Raw genomic sequence first — 17,023 nt, 5'->3', positions numbered from 1 at the left:
CGACTCGACGAAGGGGAAGAATGCGCCTGCGCGCCCTGCTCGCCGCTGCTGTCTTGACCGTCTCCACCGCTCCCGCCGCCTGGGCCGTCGCCCACGGCACCGACGTCCCACCGGGCCGGTACGGGTTCGTCGCGAAGCTGGCGATGACGAAGATCCCGCGCCCGGACGGCTCGACGTACAGCAGCTACTGCACGGGCGCGCTGGTCGCGCCCGCCTGGATCCTGACGACCGGCCACTGCTTCCACGACGCCCACCGCGACCGGGTCTCGGGCAAGGTCCCGTACCCGACGACGGTGACGCTGGGCCTGACCGACGAGGAGGCGGAGTCGGGCATCGCCCGCAAGGCGACCGAGGTCCTCCAGGCGACGGAGAACGACGTCGCCCTGGTCCGCCTCGACTCCCCGGTGACCGCGGTGACGCCGCTGGCGGTGAGCCGCGCGGTCCCGAAGGTCGGCCAGCAGCTGACGCTGGCGGGCTGGGGCAGCCTCACGGCCGCGAACCCCAAGCCGGCCACCCGCCTCCAGCAGGGCACGGTGGCGATCGCGAAGGTGGACCCGACGACGCTGGGTGTCCGCGGCGCGGCCCCGGAGATCACCACGAGCGCGTGCACGTACGACTCCGGCGCCCCCTATTTTTCGGGCGATCAGCTGGTCTCGCTGGAAGCCACGGGGCCGGACTGCCCCCACGCGGGCATCGAAACGACGAGCCGGGCGGACGTCATCGCGGACTGGATCACCACCCACACGGCGTAACTTCGCCCAGGGCGAACAGGGGGTTCGTGACATACCCCACGGCCTGGTCCAAGCCGTGAAAAAGGGCCCCGGCGGGGAGCCGGGGCCCTTTTCGATGTGGGCGAGGAGGGAGTTGAACCCTCACGTCCTTTCGGACACACGGACCTGAACCGTGCGCGTCTGCCATTCCGCCACTCGCCCGAGTGCTTCCTTGCGGCAGCGAGGAGAAGACTAGCAGGTCGTTTTAACGGCTTTCACCGGGGGCCGTGTAGAGGCTGGCTCACCCGGATAGGATCGGTGCGGAAGCACACGTGTGAGGAGGTTTTCCCCGGTGGGCCGCGCCGAACGATTCGACAGGCGACTCGAGAACCTGGTGGGGAACACTTTCGCGCGCATGTTCGGTGGCAACGTCGTCACGCAGGAAGTGGCGATCGCCCTGGAGCGGGAGAGTGAGGAGAACGTTCGTGAGCTGGCAGGCGGTCGGCAGCTCGCCCCGAATCACTACATCGTGTCCTTGGGGACGGCTGACCACGAGCGCATGGCCGGTGACGAGCAACGCGTCACCCAGGTGCTGGCGAAGGCGGTCGCGGAACACCTCGCCGCCGAGGGCCTGGACACCTATGGTGACGTCGTCGTATCACTCGAGCGCAACGAGGCGCTGCATACTGGACAGTTCAAGACCCGTTCGTCCGTCGATCCCGACGCCCGCCCCTCAGGCGCCGGTTCACCGCGGTCGGCACGACCCAGCAACGCAGGAGACCCAGCAATGAGCCAGCCCCCCGGCTACGGCCAATACGACCAGGGTGACCCGTACGGCCAGCAGGGCCAGTACGGCTACGGACAGCAGGGTGGCCAGCAGCCCGGGTACGACCAGGGTTACGGCCAGCAGGGTGGATACGACCAGTACGGCGGCCAGCAGCCCCAGGGCGGCGGCTACGACCAGTACGGCCAGCCGCAGCAGGGTGGTGGCTACGACCAGTACGGCCAGCAACCCCAGGGTGGCTACGACCAGGGCTACGCGCAGCCCCAGGGCGGCGGCTACGACCAGGGCGGGTACGCGCAGCCTCAAGGTGGCGGCTACGACCAGGGCGGCTACGGCCAGCCCCAGGGCGGCGGCTACGACCAGGGCGGCTACCAGCAGGGTGGCTACGACCAGTACGGCGGCCAGCAGCAGGGCGGGTACGACCAGTACGGCCAGCAGCAGGCGTACGGCCAGCCGGCCGGTGACCCGTACGGCCAGCAGGGCGGCTACGCCCCGCCGGCGCCGGGCCGCGCGCTCGCGGCGAGCCTGCAGCTGGACGACGGCTCGAACCGGACGTACTCGCTGAAGCAGGGCGGGAACGTCGTCGGCCGCGGCCAGGACGCGGACTTCCGCCTCCCGGACACCGGCGTCTCGCGCCGGCACCTGGAGATCACCTGGGACGGCCAGAGCGCGACGCTCGCCGACATCGGTTCGACCAACGGCACCACGGTGAACGGCACGCCGGTCCAGACCTGGCAGCTCGCCGACGGCGACGTCATCCGGGTGGGTCATTCGTCCCTCGTGTTCCGTACACAGGGCTGACTCGGGACCCGGAATACTGTTCCCGCAGAATTGACGTGCGGGGGGACCGCGGCGTACCCGCGTCGCGGCTGCGCGGAAGAGTCGGGAGCGGACACACCAAGTGCCAGAGCTGGTCGTACAACTCACCAGGGTGGGCTTCCTCGTGCTGCTCTGGCTCTTCGTGTTCGCCGCGCTCAGAGTCGTCCGTTCGGACCTCTACGCGGCGTCGGGCATGCGCGTCCAGGTGCCGACCTTCGGGCGCAAGAAGGAGAAGAAGCCGCGCAACAGCAAGTCGCCGCAGCAGCTGCTGGTCACCCACGGCGCGCTGGCGGGGACGCGCATCGCGCTGGACGGCCGGCCGATCCTGATCGGCCGGGCCGACGACTCCACGCTGGTCCTCGACGACGACTACGCGTCGACCCGGCACGCCCGGATCGCCCAGCGCGGCGAGGACTGGTACGTGGAAGATCTGGGCTCGACGAACGGCACCTATCTCGACCGGGCTAAGGTCACTGCACCCCTCCGGGTCCCGCTCGGAGTCCCCATCCGGATCGGCAAGACGGTGATCGAGCTTCGCCCATGACTCTCGTCCTCCGCTACGCAGCCCGCAGCGACCGGGGCCTGGTGCGTTCGAGCAACCAGGACTCCGTGTACGCCGGCCCTCGCCTGCTCGCGCTCGCCGACGGCATGGGTGGGCACGCGGCGGGCGAAGTCGCCAGCAAGGTCGTCATCGCCTCCCTCGCCCCGCTGGACGACGACGAGCCGGGCGACGACCTGCTCGCCCAGCTGCGCGAGGCGGTGGCGAACGGCAACGCCGCCATCGCCGAACTCGTCTCGCAGGACCCGGACCTGGACGGCATGGGCACCACGCTCACCGCCGTCCTGTTCGCCGGCACCCGGCTGGGGCTGGTGCACGTCGGCGACTCCCGCGCCTACCTGCTGCGCGGCGGTCAGTTCGCGCAGATCACCCGCGACGACAGCTTCGTCAACGAACTCCTCGAACAGGGCCGGATCACGCCCGAAGAGGCCGCGGTGCACCCGCAGCGGTCGCTGCTGCTGAAGGCGCTCACCGGGCACGAGGTCGAGCCGAGCCTGACCGTGCGCGAAGCCCGCGCCGGCGACCGGTACCTGATCTGCTCGGACGGCCTGTCCGGCATGGTCAGCGACGAGACGCTGGCCGAGGCCGTGCAGATCCCGGACCCGCAGCAGTGCGCGGACCGGATGATCGAGCTGGCGCTCAAGGGCGGCGGCACCGACAACGTCACGGTGATCATCGCCGACGTGGTCGACGTCGACTTCGGCGAGGACGCGCCCATCGTGGGCGGCGCCGCCGGGGACGGCAGCGACGAACGGCACCAGGGCGACTCGCCCGCGGCCCGGGCCCGGGCGCTGACCCAGCCGCCCCCGCCGCCGCGCCAGGAACTGCCGCAGCCGCAAGAAGACCCGAAGGCCCGGCGCCGGAAGCGGTTCCGCTGGCTGGCCGGAGCGCTGGTGGTCCTCGTCGTGCTCGCCGCGGCCGCCATCGCCACCCGCTACTTCGTGCTGAGTCAGTACTATGTCGGCGAGGGAGCGGACGGGGAGGTCGTGATCTACCGCGGCGTCCCCGGCAGCATTCTCGGCATCGACCTGCACGCCTACGAGCAGGGGTCCTGCCCGCCGAGCCAGGTGTGCACGGACAAGCTGCGCGTCACCCAGCTCCAGGAGGACGCGCGGCTGGCGGTGCAGAACGGCGTCAAGAAGGACAGCCTCGACGAAGCGCGGAAGTACATCGACGACTTCCTGCAGCTGCGCAAGCGCCTGAACAACTGCGCGCCGGCGGGCGGTCAGCCGTCCTCGACGCCGACCCCCACGGCCACGCCGACGACGACTCCGTCGGCTCCGGCCGGCTCCACTGCTCCGTCGTCGGCGAACCAGCCAGCGGGGAGGGACTGCTCGACGCCGAGTTCGACGGCACCGACGACGGGAGGCGGTAACTGATGGGCCAGCCCGTCGCGCGTTCCGCCGAACCGCTCGCCGCGCAGTTCCAGACGAACCCGCCGCGCGAGGTCCCGACCCGCCGCAACACCGAGCTGGTGCTGCTGGGGTTCGCCTCCCTCATCGTCACCATCGCGCTGGTCCTGGTCGAAGCCAACCAGGAGCAGGAGCTGACCTGGTCGATCATCTGGCTCGGCCTCGCCTACCTCGCCATCTTCGGCGCGGCGCACCTGGCCGTCCGCAAGTGGGCGCCGTACGCCGACCCGGTGCTGCTCCCCTGCGTCGCGCTGCTGAACGGCATCGGGCTGGTGATGATCCACCGGATCGACCTGGCCCTGGCCGAGCGCGCCACGCAGAACGGCAAGGACTACACGCCCGCGGTCACCGCACAGGTGCTGTTCACGGTGATCTCGCTCGTGTTCTTCGTCGTGGTCCTGATCGTGGTGAACGACCATCGCACGCTGACCCGCTACGGCTACACCGCCGGCCTGGTCGGCATCGTCGCGCTCGCGCTGCCCGCGCTGCTGCCGTCGAGCCTGTCCGAGGTCAACGGCGCCAAGGTGTGGCTGAAGCTGCCGTTCTTCTCGATCCAGCCGGGCGAGTTCGCGAAGATCCTGCTGATGGTCTTCTTCGCTTCGTTCCTGGTGTCGAAGCGGGACCTGTTCATGGTGGCGGGCAAGAAGCTGGTCGGGGTCGAGCTCCCGCGCGCCCGCGACCTCGGCCCGATCCTGATCGCCGCGTTCGTCTGCATCGGCATCCTGGTGTTCGAGAAGGACCTCGGCACGTCGCTGCTGTTCTTCAGCGTCATCCTGGTGATGCTGTACGTCGCGACCGAGCGGGTCATCTGGGTCGTCCTCGGCCTGAGCTTCTTCGCGGTCGGCTGCATCATCGCCTACAACCTCTTCACGCACGTCCAGCAGCGCGTGGCGAACTGGCTGGACCCGCTGGCCACCTACGACCAGGCCGGCGGCGGCTACCAGCTCGCGCAGGGCCTGTTCGGGCTGGGCACCGGCGGCGTCGGCGGTACCGGGCTCGGCGCCGGCCGGCCGGACATGGTGCCCGAGGCCAACACCGACTTCATCACCGCGTCGATCGGCGAGGAGCTCGGCTTCATCGGGCTGGCCGCGGTGCTGATGCTGTACTTGCTGGTCGCGATGCGCGGCATGCGCAGCGCGCTGGCCGTGCGCGACACGTTCGGCAAGCTGCTGGGCGGCGGGCTCGCGTTCACCATGGTCATGCAGATCTTCGTCGTCGTCGGCGGGGTCACGAAACTCATCCCGGAGACCGGTATCACCGCCCCGTTCCTGTCGAAGGGTGGTTCGTCGCTGCTCGCGAACTACATCCTGGTCGCGTTGCTGCTCCGCATCTCCGACGCGGCCCGCAAGCCGGCCGCGCGCCCGAAGCCGCAGCAGCAGCCGCAGGCCCCGATCGCGGAAGCGCACACCGTGCTCGTGCAGCGCCCGCCGGCGGAGGGGGGCGCGCAGGCATGAACACCCCGCTCCGCAAGGTCGGCATGGCGATGCTCGTGATGGTCGTCCTGCTGCTGGCCAACGCCACCTACATCCAGGTGGTGAAGGCCGACGACTACCGCACCGACTCGCGCAACGCGCGGGTGCTCTACGACGAGTTCGCCCGCCAGCGCGGCAAGATCGTGTCGCAGGCCAACGGCGAGGTGCTGGCCAGCGTCAACCCGTCGAACGACAAGTACAAGTACATCCGGACCTACGCCGACGGCCCGATGTACGCGCCGGTCACCGGCTACTACTCGATCAACTACGGGGCGGGCGGCCTGGAGCGCGCCGAGGACGACGTGCTCAACGGCTCCGACCCGCGGCTGTTCGTGCGGCGGCTGTCGGACATGGTCACCGGCCGCGACCCCAGCGGCGGCAACGTCCGGCTGACCATCGACCCGGCCGTGCAGAAGGCCGCGTACGACCTGATGACGCAGAAGAACTACACCGGCGCCGTCGTCGCGATGGAGCCCAGCACCGGGCGGATCCTGGCGATGGTGTCGACGCCGTCGTACGACCCGAACCAGCTGGCCTCGCACACGTCGAAGGCGCAGACCGACGCCTGGACCGCGAACAACAAGGACCCGAAGAAGCCCATGCTGAACCGGGCGATCTCGGAGACCTACCCGCCGGGGTCGACGTTCAAGCTGGTCACCGCGGCAGCCGCGCTCGAAGACGGCAACGGCCCCGACACCAAGGTCGACACCGCGCCGAATACCAAGCTCCCCGGCACGAACGTCACGCTGGAGAACTACGCGGGCCAGGGCTGCCCCGGCGACACGTTCAAGGACGCGCTCGCGCACTCCTGCAACGTGCCGTTCGCGCAGTTCGCCGGCAAGCTCGGCCCGGACAAGATGAAGAAGACGGCGGCGAACTTCGGCATCGGGCAGACCGACCTGACCGTGCCGATGAAGGTCGCGCCGTCGACCGTCGGCCCGCTCGACTCGCAGGGCGCGCTCTACCAGAGCGGGATCGGCCAGCGCGACGTCCGGCTGACGCCCCTGCAGGACTGCCTGCTCGCGGCCACCGTGGCCAACGGCGGGATGGCGATGAAGCCGCAGCTGGTGCAGTCGGTGCTGGCACCGGACCTGTCGACGATCGAGGACTACAGCCCGACCGAACTCACCGGCACCCCGGCGCTGTCGTCGGCGAACGCCGCCATCCTCAAGGACATGATGGTCGCTTCCGAAGGCTTCACCAAGGGCGGTGGCAAGCGCCCGGACGTCCAGATCGCGTCCAAGACCGGCACCGCCGAACACGGCACGGACTCCAAGAACACCGCACCGCACGCCTGGTACACCGCCTTCGCCCCGGTCGACAACCCGCAGATCGCGGTCGCCGTGATCGTCGAGGACGGCGGCAACCGCGGCCTCGCGGCCACCGGCGGCACGGTCGCGGCGGAAATCGGCCGCGCGGCGATCAACGCGAAGCTCGGGGGTGGATAGCGCATGCTGTCCTCCGGTCAGCTGCTGGCCGACCGCTACAAGCTGACGAGCCGGATCGCCGTCGGCGGGATGGGCGAGGTCTGGCAGGCCAGCGACACCCGGCTCGACCGGACCGTGGCCGTCAAGATCCTCAAGGCCGAACTCTCCGGCGACGCCGAGTTCCTCCACCGCTTCCGCACGGAAGCGCGGATGACGGCGTCCCTGAACCACCCCGGCATCGCCGCGGTGCACGACTACGGCGAGACCATCGCCGACGGCGACCTGTCGATCGCGTACCTGGTGATGGAGCTCGTCGACGGCGACCCGCTGGCCGGCCTGCTGGCCAAGCACGGGCGGCTGTCGGCGGAGTTCACCCTCGACATGCTGGAGCAGGCGGGCAACGCGCTCCAGGCGGCCCACTCGCACGGCCTGGTCCACCGCGACGTCAAGCCGGGCAATATCCTGGTGACCTCCACCGGGCAGGTGAAGATCACCGACTTCGGCGTGGCGAAGGCGGCGGACGCGGCCCCGGTCACCCGGTCCGGCATGGTCATGGGCACCGCGCACTACATCGCCCCGGAGCAGGCGCTCGGGCAGCCGGCCGAACCGGCGTCCGACGTCTACTCGCTGGCGGTGTGCGGCTACGAATGCCTCGCCGGGCACCGGCCGTTCCTGTCCGAGAACGCCGTCACGGTCGCGATGATGCACATCCGCGACCTGCCGCCGCCGCTGCCGCCGGACGTGCCGCCCGCGGCGCGCGCGGTGATCGAGGCGACCCTGGTCAAGGATCCGCGGCAGCGCTACAACAACGGCGGCGAGTTCGCCTCCGCCGTCGCCGCGGTCCGCTCCGGGCTGCCGCTGCCGACGCCGTCCGGGCTGGTCAACGCCACCTACACGACGGGCCAGCAGCCGGTGGTGCCGCAGCAGGTGCAGCAGCCGCCACCACCCCCGTCGATGCCGGTGCCGATCCCGCCGCAGCAGCTGCCCCCGCAGCAGCCGATGCCGGGCGGCCCGCCGTCGCCCGCGATGAACCCGATGATCGCCATCGGCCCGCCGTCCCGCCCCGCTCCGCGGCAGGTCATGCTGCCGGCCGCGCGGAAGAAGACGCAGTGGGGCTGGTGGGCGCTTCTCGCCGCGATCCTGCTCGTTGTCCTGGTGGCGGGCATCGTGCTGGTGGCGAAGATGCTGGGTGCCGGCAACAGCTCGCCGCCGCACACCGGCCAGCCGCAGAGCCAGGTGTTCCCGGGCAGACAGGTGCCCGCGGAGCAGTCCGGCTACCCGGCGGGCACTCCCGGCACGACCGACGATGGCCGGCAAGGCATCATGACCACACCTTGGACGGAATGGAACGGCACCCAGAGATGAGCACACCCAGACTGCTCTCCAACCGGTACGAGCTGGGCGAAACGCTCGGCTACGGAGGCATGTCCGAGGTCCATCACGGCCACGACGTGCGTCTCGGCCGGGAAGTCGCGATCAAGATCCTCCGTGCCGACCTCGCCAGGGACCCGCAGTTCCAGGAGCGCTTCCGCCGCGAAGCGCAGAACGCCGCCGCGCTGAACCACCCGGCGATCGTCGCGGTTTACGACACGGGCGAGGCGAACACCGAGTTCGGGCCGCTGCCGTACATCGTCATGGAGTACGTCGAAGGCCGGACGCTGCGCGACATCGTCAAGACCGAAGGCCCGATGTCGCAGAAGCGGGCGATGGAGGTCATGGCCGACGTCTGCGCGGCGCTGGACTTCTCGCACCGCCACGGCATCGTGCACCGCGACGTCAAGCCGGCCAACGTGATGATCACGAAGAACGGCGCGGTCAAGGTGATGGACTTCGGCATCGCGCGCGCGATGCACGACGGCCAGTCCGCCATGACCCAGACGGCCGCGGTGATCGGCACGGCCCAGTACCTCTCGCCGGAGCAGGCTCGCGGCGAGTCGGTCGACGCCCGCTCCGACGTCTACGCGGCCGGCTGCGTGCTGTACGAACTGATCACCGGCGAGCCGCCGTTCACCGGTGACTCCCCGGTCGCGGTGGCGTACCAGCACGTCCGGGAAGACCCGAACCCGCCGTCGTCGGTGAACCCGGCGGTGGCCCCGGAGCTCGACGCGGTCGTGCTCAAGGCGCTGGCCAAGGGCCCGGCGAACCGCTACCAGTCGGCGGCGGAGATGCGCTCGGACCTGGTGCGCACGCTCTCGGGCCAGCGCCCGGTGGCGCCGATGGTGATGTCCGAGGACGAGCGCACGCAGGTGATGAACGCCGACCGGCGGCAGCCGCAGCGCTACGACGAGTACCCCGAGCCGGACGACGAAGACCCGAAGGCCAAGCGCCGTCGCCGCACGCTCATCGCCGTCTTCGCGGCGATTTTCGTGCTGGGCTCGGTGCTGCTGATCATGTGGCTGTCGAACGCGTTCAAGAGCAACGACGGCGGCACCGTCGCGATCCCGGACGTGACGCACCAGACGGTGCCCCAGGCCCGGGAGACGTTGAAGAGCAAGGGCTTCGACGGCACGATCGAGCAGAAGCAAATCACCTGCGGGGTCACGCCGACCGACGGCAACCCGGAGTGCACCCAGGACGACATCAACAAGGTCATCAAGTCCGACCCGTCGGCCGGGGTCTCGGTCGCGACGAACACGAAGATCACGCTGTACGTCGGCGTCGCACCGGGCAAGGCCAGCGTGCCGGACCTCAAGGGCAAGACGCGCGAGGACGCCGAGAAGCTGCTGACCGAAGCGAAGCTGACCCTCGACCCGAGCGTCGGGGAAACCGAGGTCACCGACCAGAACCAGGTCGGCCTGGTGCAGTCGCAGACGCCGTCCGCGGCTTCCGAGGTCGCCCAGGGCAGCAGCGTGAAGATCACGATCGGCAAGTCGAAGCAGCTCAAGGCGGTCACCGACTTCACCGGCAAGCCGTACTCGCAGGCCAAGTCGGCGCTGGAGGGCCAGGGCTTCACGACGAGGCGGGTCGACCAGGCTTCGGACACGGTCCCGAAGGACACGGTCATCACCCAGAACCCGAACGGCGGCCAGGTGGCGGTGGGCAGCCAGATCACCCTGACCGTGTCGACCGGGCCGGACAGCTCGAGCCAGATCCAGATGCCCAGCCTGGTCGGGATGACCGTCGACGAGGCGCAGGACAAGCTGTCGAGCATGGGCTGGACCGGCAAGCTGAACCAGAAGTCCGACAAGAACAGCAACGCGCCGGAGGGCACGATCACGGGGCAGAACCCGAGTCCGGGCTCGCAGATCAGCAAGGACCAGAACGTCACGGTCAACGTGTCCGAAGGCAGCGGGTTCCCGTTCCCCACCACTTCGAATACCAGACCGACGAATTAGCCAGAGATGAAGGAGGCCCGCACGGTTCGCCGTGCGGGCCTCTTTCGTTGTCAGGGCTTATCGAGAAATCCTTGTACGGCACCGAGAACCTGATCGGCGTCGCTCGCGGCCCCGAAGTCGAGCTCGAGTTCCTCGGCGGCGCCCGAGCGTTTGACCTTCAGCGAGACGCGGCCTTCGCGCCCCCGGGTCAGCCACGCGAACAGCGAACGGCAGAAAACACCGGCGGAGGAACTCGAAACCCCGACCACGACGGCGTCGAATACCTGGACGCGGCCGCGGAGTTCGTCTTCGCCACGCAGCCAGGCGGCGAGCTCCGGAAGCTCGCCGTCGGAGTTTGGCACGGTGATCGCGACGATCCCAGCCGTCACCCGATCTCCCTTCGCCCGGAACCGGAGGCCCCGAACCTTAGTCCGCCCCGCGGTCCGGCTGGAAGCCCGGGCCGGAAATTGAAGATGGCAAATTGCAGTCAGGAGCGGCGGCGCACGAGTTCCGAAACGGCGTAGAAGCTGGCGGCCAGCATCGCCACCGACGTCACCAGGGCCAGCACCAGCGGGCCGCCGACCGGTTCGTCGTCGGTGAGGGCGTGCAGGAGGGGGTGGACCAAGGGAATCTTCGCCAGCAGGACGACGACGAGGGTGATCACCGCCGCCAGGACCGTCCAGCCGATGCGGTGGACCAGCAGCCGCGAGCACGGGAGGGCGATCGCGATGCCGAGCAGCGTGCACGCGAGGTGCGCGAGCAACCCGATGCCGAGCGCCGCCGGCTGGACCTTGAACGACTTGACCGCCGACCACACCTCGGTGATCGCGGTGAGGACCAGCGAACAGGCCAGCACCGTCAAGATCGCGCCGGTGATCATCCGACGCCATTGCCGGGCGTGGCTCAAGGTCACCAGGCGCTGCACCGGATCTTCGATGTCCAGCAGGGCGATCGTCAGCCAGCACGAGACGACCAGCAGGCCGCCGGCGCTGATGCCGAACAGCGGCAGGGGTGGGGAATGCGGGTCGGCGTAGAGGATCACGCACAGCGCGAGGTAGGCCAGCAACGCCGGCAGGTACCGCTGCGAATGGCCGAGCAGCGCCAGGTGGTAGCGGGTCAGGGCGAGCACGGCGCCACCTCCCGCACCGACCAGCCGGCTTCGAGGGCACGCTTCAAGACCGCGTCGACGCGGGCGACCTCGACCGTCAGCACCACCTGGGACCCTTCGGCGACGGCGTGCCGCACGCCCGGCTCGTCGGCCCAGCCGGTGTCGCCGCCGCGCAGCACGATCCGGGTGGTCGGCTCCGCGCTTTCCGCGGTGAGCCGGCCTTCCCGCATCAGGTGGACGACGTCGGCGTGGTCGTGCACCACCTGCGGCCGGTGGTCGGTGAACACGACGCTCGCCCCGCGCGCCCGCGTCTCGGCGACGAGCTCGCCGAGGATCGTGTGCGTCCCGACGTCGAGACCGGACCACGGTTCGTCGAGGATCAGCAGGTCGGGCCGGACCATCACCGCCTGGGCGAGCCCGACCTTCTGCGCGTTGCCCTTGGACAGGGTGCGCAGCGGTGCCGTCGGGCCGCCGACGAGGTCGAGGCGTTCGAGCAGCGGGTCGATCGTCGAGAGATCGGTGAGGCCGTGGATGCGCGCCATGTGCCGCAGGTAGGCGCGGGCGCCCATGCGCTGGCCCGCCGGGAAGCGGTCCGGCAGGTAGCCGATCCGCGGGGTGCCGGTGAGCGTTCCGGTGGTCGCGTGCGAGACGCCGGCCATGATCCGCAGCAGCGTCGACTTCCCGGAGCCGTTGCTGCCGAGGATGCCGACGACGTGCCCGGGCTCGACGGTCAGATCGACGTCGCGCAGGACGAAGTCACCGCGCCCGTACCGCTTGCCGACCCCCTCGAGCCGGATCACGCAACAGCGGCCTTCTGGAGCGCCTTGGTCGCCCGCTCGAGCTCGTTCACGCGGGCCGGATCCACGGGGTGGCCCGCGGTGGCCAGCCAGTTCGCGAGCATCCGGTGGCCGCCTTCGGTGAGCACGGACTCCGGGTGGAACTGGACGCCTTCGAGGGGCAGCTCGCGGTGGCGCATGCCCATCACGATGCCGGACTCGGTGCGCCCGGTGATCTCGAAAACGGCGTCGGAGATCGTGTCCGGGAGCACGGTCAGCGAGTGGTACCGGGTGGCCGTGAACTCCTCCGGCAGGTCCTCGAGGATGCCGGCGCCGGTGTGGCGGACCTGGCTCGTCTTGCCGTGCAGCAGCTCGGGCGCGCGGTCGACGGTCGCGCCGTACACGACGCCGAGGGCCTGGTGGCCGAGGCAGACGCCGAGCATCGGCGTGCGTGTTTCGGCGCACTTGCGGATGACGTCCATGCTCTGGCCGGCGCGTTCGGGGGTGCCGGGGCCGGGCGAGACGAGCACGGCGTCGAACTCCGGCACGCGGTCGAGGGCCACGACGTCGTTGCGCCAGACCGTGCAGTCGGCGCCGAGCTGGGCCAGGTACTGGACCAGGTTGTAGACGAAGCTGTCGTAGTTGTCGACGACGAGAACGCGCATGTACCGAGCTTACCGGCTCCCAGTCCGTGGACCGTACGCCAAATCACATTTCAGGTTAGGTAATCCTAACTTACCGTGGGTCGGGTGAGCCGTTCTCTTCGTGTAGCCGTGGTCGGTGCCGGTCCCGCCGGCATCTACGCCGCCGACATCCTCGACAAGTCCGACGCCGACGTGCAGATCGACCTGTTCGAGCGGATGCCCGCGCCGTTCGGGCTGATCCGCTACGGCGTCGCGCCCGACCACCCGCGCATCAAGGGCATCGTGACGGCGCTCGAGAAGGTGCTCTCGAAGCCGAACATCCGGCTGCTGGGCAACATCGACTACGGCACCGACATCAAGCTCGACGAGCTGCGCGAGTTCTACGACGCGGTGATCTTCTCCACCGGCGCGTCCGCCGACCGCGCGCTCGACATCCCGGGCATCGACCTCGACGGCAGCTACGGCGCCGCCGACTTCGTCTCCTGGTACGACGGCCACCCCGACGTCCCCCGCACCTGGCCGCTGACCGCGTCCTCGGTCGCCGTCCTCGGCGTCGGGAACGTCGCGCTGGACGTGGCGCGGGTGCTGGCGAAGACGGCCGACGAGCTGCTGACCACCGACATCCCGGACAACGTCTACCAGGGCCTCAAGGCCAGCCCGGTGACCGACGTGCACGTGTTCGGCCGCCGCGGCCCGGCGCAGGCGAAGTTCACGCCGCTGGAGCTGCGGGAACTGGACCACTCGCCGAACGTCGAGGTCATCGTCCACCCCGAGGACATCGAGTTCGACGAGGGCAGCATCGCGGCCCTGCGCGCGTCCAAGCAGATCGACATGGTCGTGAAGACGCTGCAGGAGTGGGCCATCCGCGAGCCGGGCACCCGGCAGCGCCGGCTGCACCTGCACTTCTTCCACTCGCCCGCCGAGGTCCTCGGCGAGGACGGCAAGGTGACGGGCCTGCGCACCGAACGGACCGAGCTGACCGGCGACGGGAACGTCCGCGGCACCGGCGAGTTCCACGACTGGGACGTCCAGGCGGTGTACCGCGCGGTCGGCTACCTGTCGTCGCACCTGCCCGAACTGCCCTTCGACCACGTCGCCGGCGTGGTGCCGAACCAGGCCGGGCGCGTGCTGGACCTCGACGAGAACCAGTTGCCGGGCGTGTACGTGACGGGCTGGATCAAGCGCGGCCCGGTCGGCCTGATCGGCCACACGAAGGGTGACGCGGCCGAGACGATCGCCAGCCTCCTGGCGGACGCGGACACTCTCGCCACCCCGAAGTTCGACTCATCGGACGCGATCCTCGACTTCCTCGAGACGCGCGGCATCCCGTTCACGAACTGGGACGGCTGGGGCCGGCTCGACGCGCACGAGAAGGCGCTGGGTTCGGCGGCGGGTCGCGACCGGGTCAAGGTCGTCGAGCGCGACGAGATGACCCGGATCTCGCGCGGCTAGGAACCCAGGTACGCCAGGACGGCGAGCACCCGGCGGTTCGTGTCGTCCGAAGCGGTGATGTCCAGCTTCGCGAAGATGTTGGCCGTGTGCTTGCCGACCGCTCCTTCGCTGAAGTGCAGGCGGGAGGCGATCGCCGCGTTGGAGCAGCCTTCCGCCATCAGCGACAGGACTTCGCGCTCGCGCGGGGTCAGCGCCGCCAGTGGGTCGGAGGCGTTGCCCGCCACCAGTTTCGCGATCACCTCGGGGTCCATCACGGTGCCGCCCGCCGCGACCCGGCGGACGGCGTCGATGAACTGCTCCGCGTTGAACACGCGGTCCTTCAGCAGGTAGCCGATCGCACCGGTGCCGTCGGCCAGCAGTTCGCGCGCGTACAGCTGCTCGACGTGCTGCGACAGCACCAGGATCGGCAGGCCGGGCACCTCGCGGCGGGCGGACAGCGCGGCCTGCAGACCCTCGTCGGTGTTCGTCGGCGGCATCCTCACGTCCACAATGGACACCTCGGGCCGGTGTTCACGCAGCGCCGCCACGAGTTCCGGGCCGGTGGCGACCGCCGCGACGACGTCGAAGCCGTGTGCGGTCAGCAGATGCGTCAGGCCGTCTCGGAGGAGGTACTGGTCTTCGGCGACGAGGGTTCTTGGTCGAGCTGACACAGGATCTCCAAGGTCGCCTTCGTCGGGCCGCCGATCGGGCTGGTCAGCGTCAACCTACCGTCGAAGCCGCCCAACCGGCGCTCGATTCCGCGCAGTCCCGAACCGCGGGCCGGGCTCGCGCCGCCCGGGCCGTCGTCGGTCACCACGACCGTCAGCAGCGCGTCGGCGACCCCCACCTCGATCGTCACCCGCTTGGCGCCGTGCTTCGCCGCGTTGCCGAGCAGTTCGGACACCGCGAAGTACACGCACGACTCCACCGGTTCCTCGGCGCGGCCCGGCAGCGAGCCGGTGACCTGCGCCTTCAGTGGGCTGTCCAGCGCCAGCGCGCGGACGGCGTCCAGCAGCCCGCGTTCGGACAGCACCGGTGGGTGGATGCCGCGGATCAGCGCCCGCAGCTCGGTGAGCGCCTCGGACGACGCCGCGCGCAGTTCCGCCGTCAGCCGTTTCGCCGCCTCCGGGTCGGTGTCCACCAAAGCCTCGACCGCGCCCAGCTTCATGCCCATGGCGACCAGTCGCGACTGGATGCCGTCGTGCAGGTCGCGCTCGATCCGGCGCAGTTCCGCCGCTTGCGTGACCGTGACGTCGGAACGCGTCCGCTCGAGCCGTTCGACGCGCTGGGCCAGCCGGGAGGACTCGGTCGGCCCGAACCACACCCGCGCGAAGCGGGCCTGCTGCCGGGCGAGCCACGGCGCCGGCGCCACGGCGATGACCAGCGCCAGCAGGATCAACGGCGTCTGCGCGAGCGCACCGAGGTGCGTCGACACCTCGGGCAGCGGGGACCACTGGACCCGGGACGACACGAACGGCCGCCACACCCAGAGCAGCCAGATACCGGTCATGCCCCAGCCGAACAAGACGAGCGCCGGTAACGAGCAAGCGAGCGACACGAGGGAGCTCAGTGCGCCGCCGGCCATGTCCCGCCAGGTGGCCCGGTCGCCCAGGATCCACTTCGTGCGGGCGTTCTGGAGCGGCCAGAGCAGTTCGTCGTACAGCTGCCGGCCGACTTGGTAGAGCCCGTCGGGGCGGGGCAGCGGCAACCCGGGCGCCGGCTGGTACGGCCGCGAGATCCGCACCCCGGTCCAGTTTTCGGTTTCGCGGCGCAGCGTGTCGGTGATCGAGCGGCTCCACAGCACGACCGGGGGTGCCAGTGGCGTGGCGAAGGCCACGACCACCAGCTGGACCACCGAAAAGGCCAGCTGCACCACCGAAAGCGCGAGGATGCCGAACTGGTGGCCCAGCGCTTCGAGGTGCCGGTGCGGCCGGCTCTTGCGTGACTCGGCGGGCGGGCGCGGCCCGAGCCACCAGCGCGTCCAGCGGCCGTAGCCGCGCAGCACCCGCGGCCCGCCGAGCAGGACGGCCACCGGCAGCAGCAGCGTGACGAGGGGGTTCACCAGCTGCCAGCTGAATTCGCGCTGCGCCGCCGGGTCCTCCAGCGCCCAGGTGAGGCGGTGCTGCCAGCGGATCCAGAACGCCCGCTTGTAGAGCTGGTTGCCCTCGCGGTACCAGCCGTCGCGCTCGCGCACCGGCTCCGGCGGCTCGGGCCGGTACGGCGCCGCAACTTCGACGCCGCACCAGCGCGCGGCCAGCGTCCGCACCACCGCCGACCGGCCGCGGGACCATTCGACCGCGGGGCCCAGGAAGAAGACGAGCCCGCCGCAGAGCAGCACGAACGCGACCAGCTGGACGAGCACGTCGACCCAGCTGAGCAACGAGAACGCCGCCAGCGCGAACGCCCGGCCGATCGCGCGCAGGTACGTCATCCGGCACCTCCTTCCCCTGGAGATCCTGGCCGGACCGCCCGCGCACCGCACTGCCCGAAGCCCCCCGAAAGGGGTGGGCCCAGCCCCACCCCCGCTTCAGCAAAACGCTACCTGAGCTGGGGATTCAGCGTCATTA

The 17,023-nt window shown here is 70.2% G+C and carries 15 protein-coding genes and 1 tRNA gene; 9 read left to right on the top strand and 7 right to left on the bottom strand.

The annotated features are described in order from the left end of the window. Nucleotides 1-20: 20 nt before the first annotated feature. Nucleotides 21-752, top strand: a complete 732-nt coding sequence (locus ACWDN5_RS01785; RefSeq protein ID WP_310968298.1) for a S1 family peptidase — start codon at nt 21-23, stop codon at nt 750-752. Between the two features lie 97 nt (nt 753-849). On the opposite strand, the gene ACWDN5_RS01780 is transcribed toward ACWDN5_RS01785, so the two are convergent. Next, nucleotides 850-932, bottom strand: a tRNA-Leu gene (locus tag ACWDN5_RS01780). Between the two features lie 130 nt (nt 933-1,062). On the opposite strand from ACWDN5_RS01780, the gene ACWDN5_RS01775 reads away from it, so the two are divergent. The 7 genes from ACWDN5_RS01775 (at nt 1,063) to pknB (ending at nt 10,518) form a co-directional block, all read left to right on the top strand. Beyond that, nucleotides 1,063-2,295 carry a DUF3662 and FHA domain-containing protein gene (locus ACWDN5_RS01775; RefSeq protein ID WP_310968299.1) on the top strand — a complete coding sequence of 411 codons (1,233 nt, stop codon included), beginning with the start codon at nt 1,063-1,065 and terminating at the stop codon, nt 2,293-2,295. Nucleotides 2,296-2,395: 100 nt separating this feature from the next. Beyond that, nucleotides 2,396-2,857, top strand: coding sequence for an FHA domain-containing protein FhaB/FipA (locus tag ACWDN5_RS01770; RefSeq protein WP_003079002.1), 462 nt, complete (start codon nt 2,396-2,398; stop codon nt 2,855-2,857). Further along, complete coding sequence (locus ACWDN5_RS01765; protein WP_310968300.1) at nt 2,854-4,251, top strand: PP2C family protein-serine/threonine phosphatase; 1,398 nt, start codon at nt 2,854-2,856, stop codon at nt 4,249-4,251. The genes ACWDN5_RS01770 and ACWDN5_RS01765 overlap by 4 nt, the downstream gene beginning before the upstream one ends. Continuing rightward, the gene (locus ACWDN5_RS01760; RefSeq protein ID WP_310968301.1) at nt 4,251-5,738 is read left to right on the top strand and encodes an FtsW/RodA/SpoVE family cell cycle protein; all 1,488 of its coding nucleotides are present in this window, start codon (nt 4,251-4,253) and stop codon (nt 5,736-5,738) included. The genes ACWDN5_RS01765 and ACWDN5_RS01760 overlap by 1 nt, the downstream gene beginning before the upstream one ends. Continuing rightward, a complete protein-coding gene (locus tag ACWDN5_RS01755; RefSeq protein WP_449673863.1) occupies nt 5,735-7,204 on the top strand; it encodes a peptidoglycan D,D-transpeptidase FtsI family protein in 1,470 nt (489 codons plus the stop codon). The genes ACWDN5_RS01760 and ACWDN5_RS01755 overlap by 4 nt, the downstream gene beginning before the upstream one ends. A gap of 3 nt (nt 7,205-7,207) precedes the next feature. Then, complete coding sequence (locus ACWDN5_RS01750; RefSeq protein ID WP_449673862.1) at nt 7,208-8,548, top strand: serine/threonine-protein kinase; 1,341 nt, start codon at nt 7,208-7,210, stop codon at nt 8,546-8,548. Beyond that, nucleotides 8,545-10,518, top strand: coding sequence for a Stk1 family PASTA domain-containing Ser/Thr kinase (gene pknB / locus ACWDN5_RS01745; RefSeq protein WP_449673861.1), 1,974 nt, complete (start codon nt 8,545-8,547; stop codon nt 10,516-10,518). Before ACWDN5_RS01750 ends, pknB begins: the two co-directional genes overlap by 4 nt. Nucleotides 10,519-10,568: 50 nt before the next feature. Here the strand turns inward: pknB and ACWDN5_RS01740 are convergent, their stop codons facing one another. From ACWDN5_RS01740 to ACWDN5_RS01725, 4 genes are all read right to left on the bottom strand, one after another. Then, the gene (locus tag ACWDN5_RS01740; protein WP_449673860.1) at nt 10,569-10,886 is read right to left on the bottom strand and encodes an effector-associated constant component EACC1; all 318 of its coding nucleotides are present in this window, start codon (nt 10,884-10,886) and stop codon (nt 10,569-10,571) included. A gap of 98 nt (nt 10,887-10,984) precedes the next feature. Next, complete coding sequence (locus tag ACWDN5_RS01735; RefSeq protein ID WP_310968306.1) at nt 10,985-11,626, bottom strand: hypothetical protein; 642 nt, start codon at nt 11,624-11,626, stop codon at nt 10,985-10,987. Next, nucleotides 11,614-12,405, bottom strand: a complete 792-nt coding sequence (locus tag ACWDN5_RS01730) for an ABC transporter ATP-binding protein (RefSeq protein WP_449673859.1) — start codon at nt 12,403-12,405, stop codon at nt 11,614-11,616. The genes ACWDN5_RS01735 and ACWDN5_RS01730 overlap by 13 nt, the downstream gene beginning before the upstream one ends. Further along, complete coding sequence (locus tag ACWDN5_RS01725) at nt 12,402-13,046, bottom strand: aminodeoxychorismate/anthranilate synthase component II (protein WP_449673858.1); 645 nt, start codon at nt 13,044-13,046, stop codon at nt 12,402-12,404. The genes ACWDN5_RS01730 and ACWDN5_RS01725 overlap by 4 nt, the downstream gene beginning before the upstream one ends. An 84-nt stretch (nt 13,047-13,130) precedes the next feature. Between ACWDN5_RS01725 and ACWDN5_RS01720 the strand changes: the two genes are divergently transcribed. Then, a complete protein-coding gene (locus ACWDN5_RS01720; protein WP_449673857.1) occupies nt 13,131-14,477 on the top strand; it encodes an FAD-dependent oxidoreductase in 1,347 nt (448 codons plus the stop codon). Here ACWDN5_RS01720 and ACWDN5_RS01715 read toward each other — a convergent pair. Beyond that, nucleotides 14,474-15,127, bottom strand: coding sequence for a response regulator (locus ACWDN5_RS01715; protein ID WP_449673856.1), 654 nt, complete (start codon nt 15,125-15,127; stop codon nt 14,474-14,476). The genes ACWDN5_RS01720 and ACWDN5_RS01715 overlap by 4 nt on opposite strands. After that, nucleotides 15,067-16,887, bottom strand: a complete 1,821-nt coding sequence (locus ACWDN5_RS01710; RefSeq protein WP_449673855.1) for a histidine kinase — start codon at nt 16,885-16,887, stop codon at nt 15,067-15,069. Before ACWDN5_RS01710 ends, ACWDN5_RS01715 begins: the two co-directional genes overlap by 61 nt. Between the last annotated feature and the right edge of the window lie 136 nt (nt 16,888-17,023).

The organism is Amycolatopsis sp. NPDC003731, from assembly GCF_053586895.1.
Note: the sequence above shows the minus strand (reverse complement) of the source record. Positions and strands in the feature narration are given on the sequence as shown.

Excerpts from the sequence above, each read along its gene's own strand:
- ACWDN5_RS01785 (WP_310968298.1), top strand. The coding sequence starts at position 21 with ATGCGCCTGCGCGCCCTGCTCGCCGCTGCTGTCTTGACCGTCTCCACC.
- ACWDN5_RS01765 (WP_310968300.1), top strand. The coding sequence starts at position 2,854 with ATGACTCTCGTCCTCCGCTACGCAGCCCGCAGCGACCGGGGCCTGGTG.
- ACWDN5_RS01760 (WP_310968301.1), top strand. The coding sequence starts at position 4,251 with ATGGGCCAGCCCGTCGCGCGTTCCGCCGAACCGCTCGCCGCGCAGTTC.
- ACWDN5_RS01755 (WP_449673863.1), top strand. The coding sequence starts at position 5,735 with ATGAACACCCCGCTCCGCAAGGTCGGCATGGCGATGCTCGTGATGGTC.
- ACWDN5_RS01750 (WP_449673862.1), top strand. The coding sequence starts at position 7,208 with ATGCTGTCCTCCGGTCAGCTGCTGGCCGACCGCTACAAGCTGACGAGC.
- pknB (WP_449673861.1), top strand. The coding sequence starts at position 8,545 with ATGAGCACACCCAGACTGCTCTCCAACCGGTACGAGCTGGGCGAAACG.
- ACWDN5_RS01725 (WP_449673858.1), bottom strand. The coding sequence starts at position 13,046 with ATGCGCGTTCTCGTCGTCGACAACTACGACAGCTTCGTCTACAACCTG.
- ACWDN5_RS01710 (WP_449673855.1), bottom strand. The coding sequence starts at position 16,887 with ATGACGTACCTGCGCGCGATCGGCCGGGCGTTCGCGCTGGCGGCGTTC.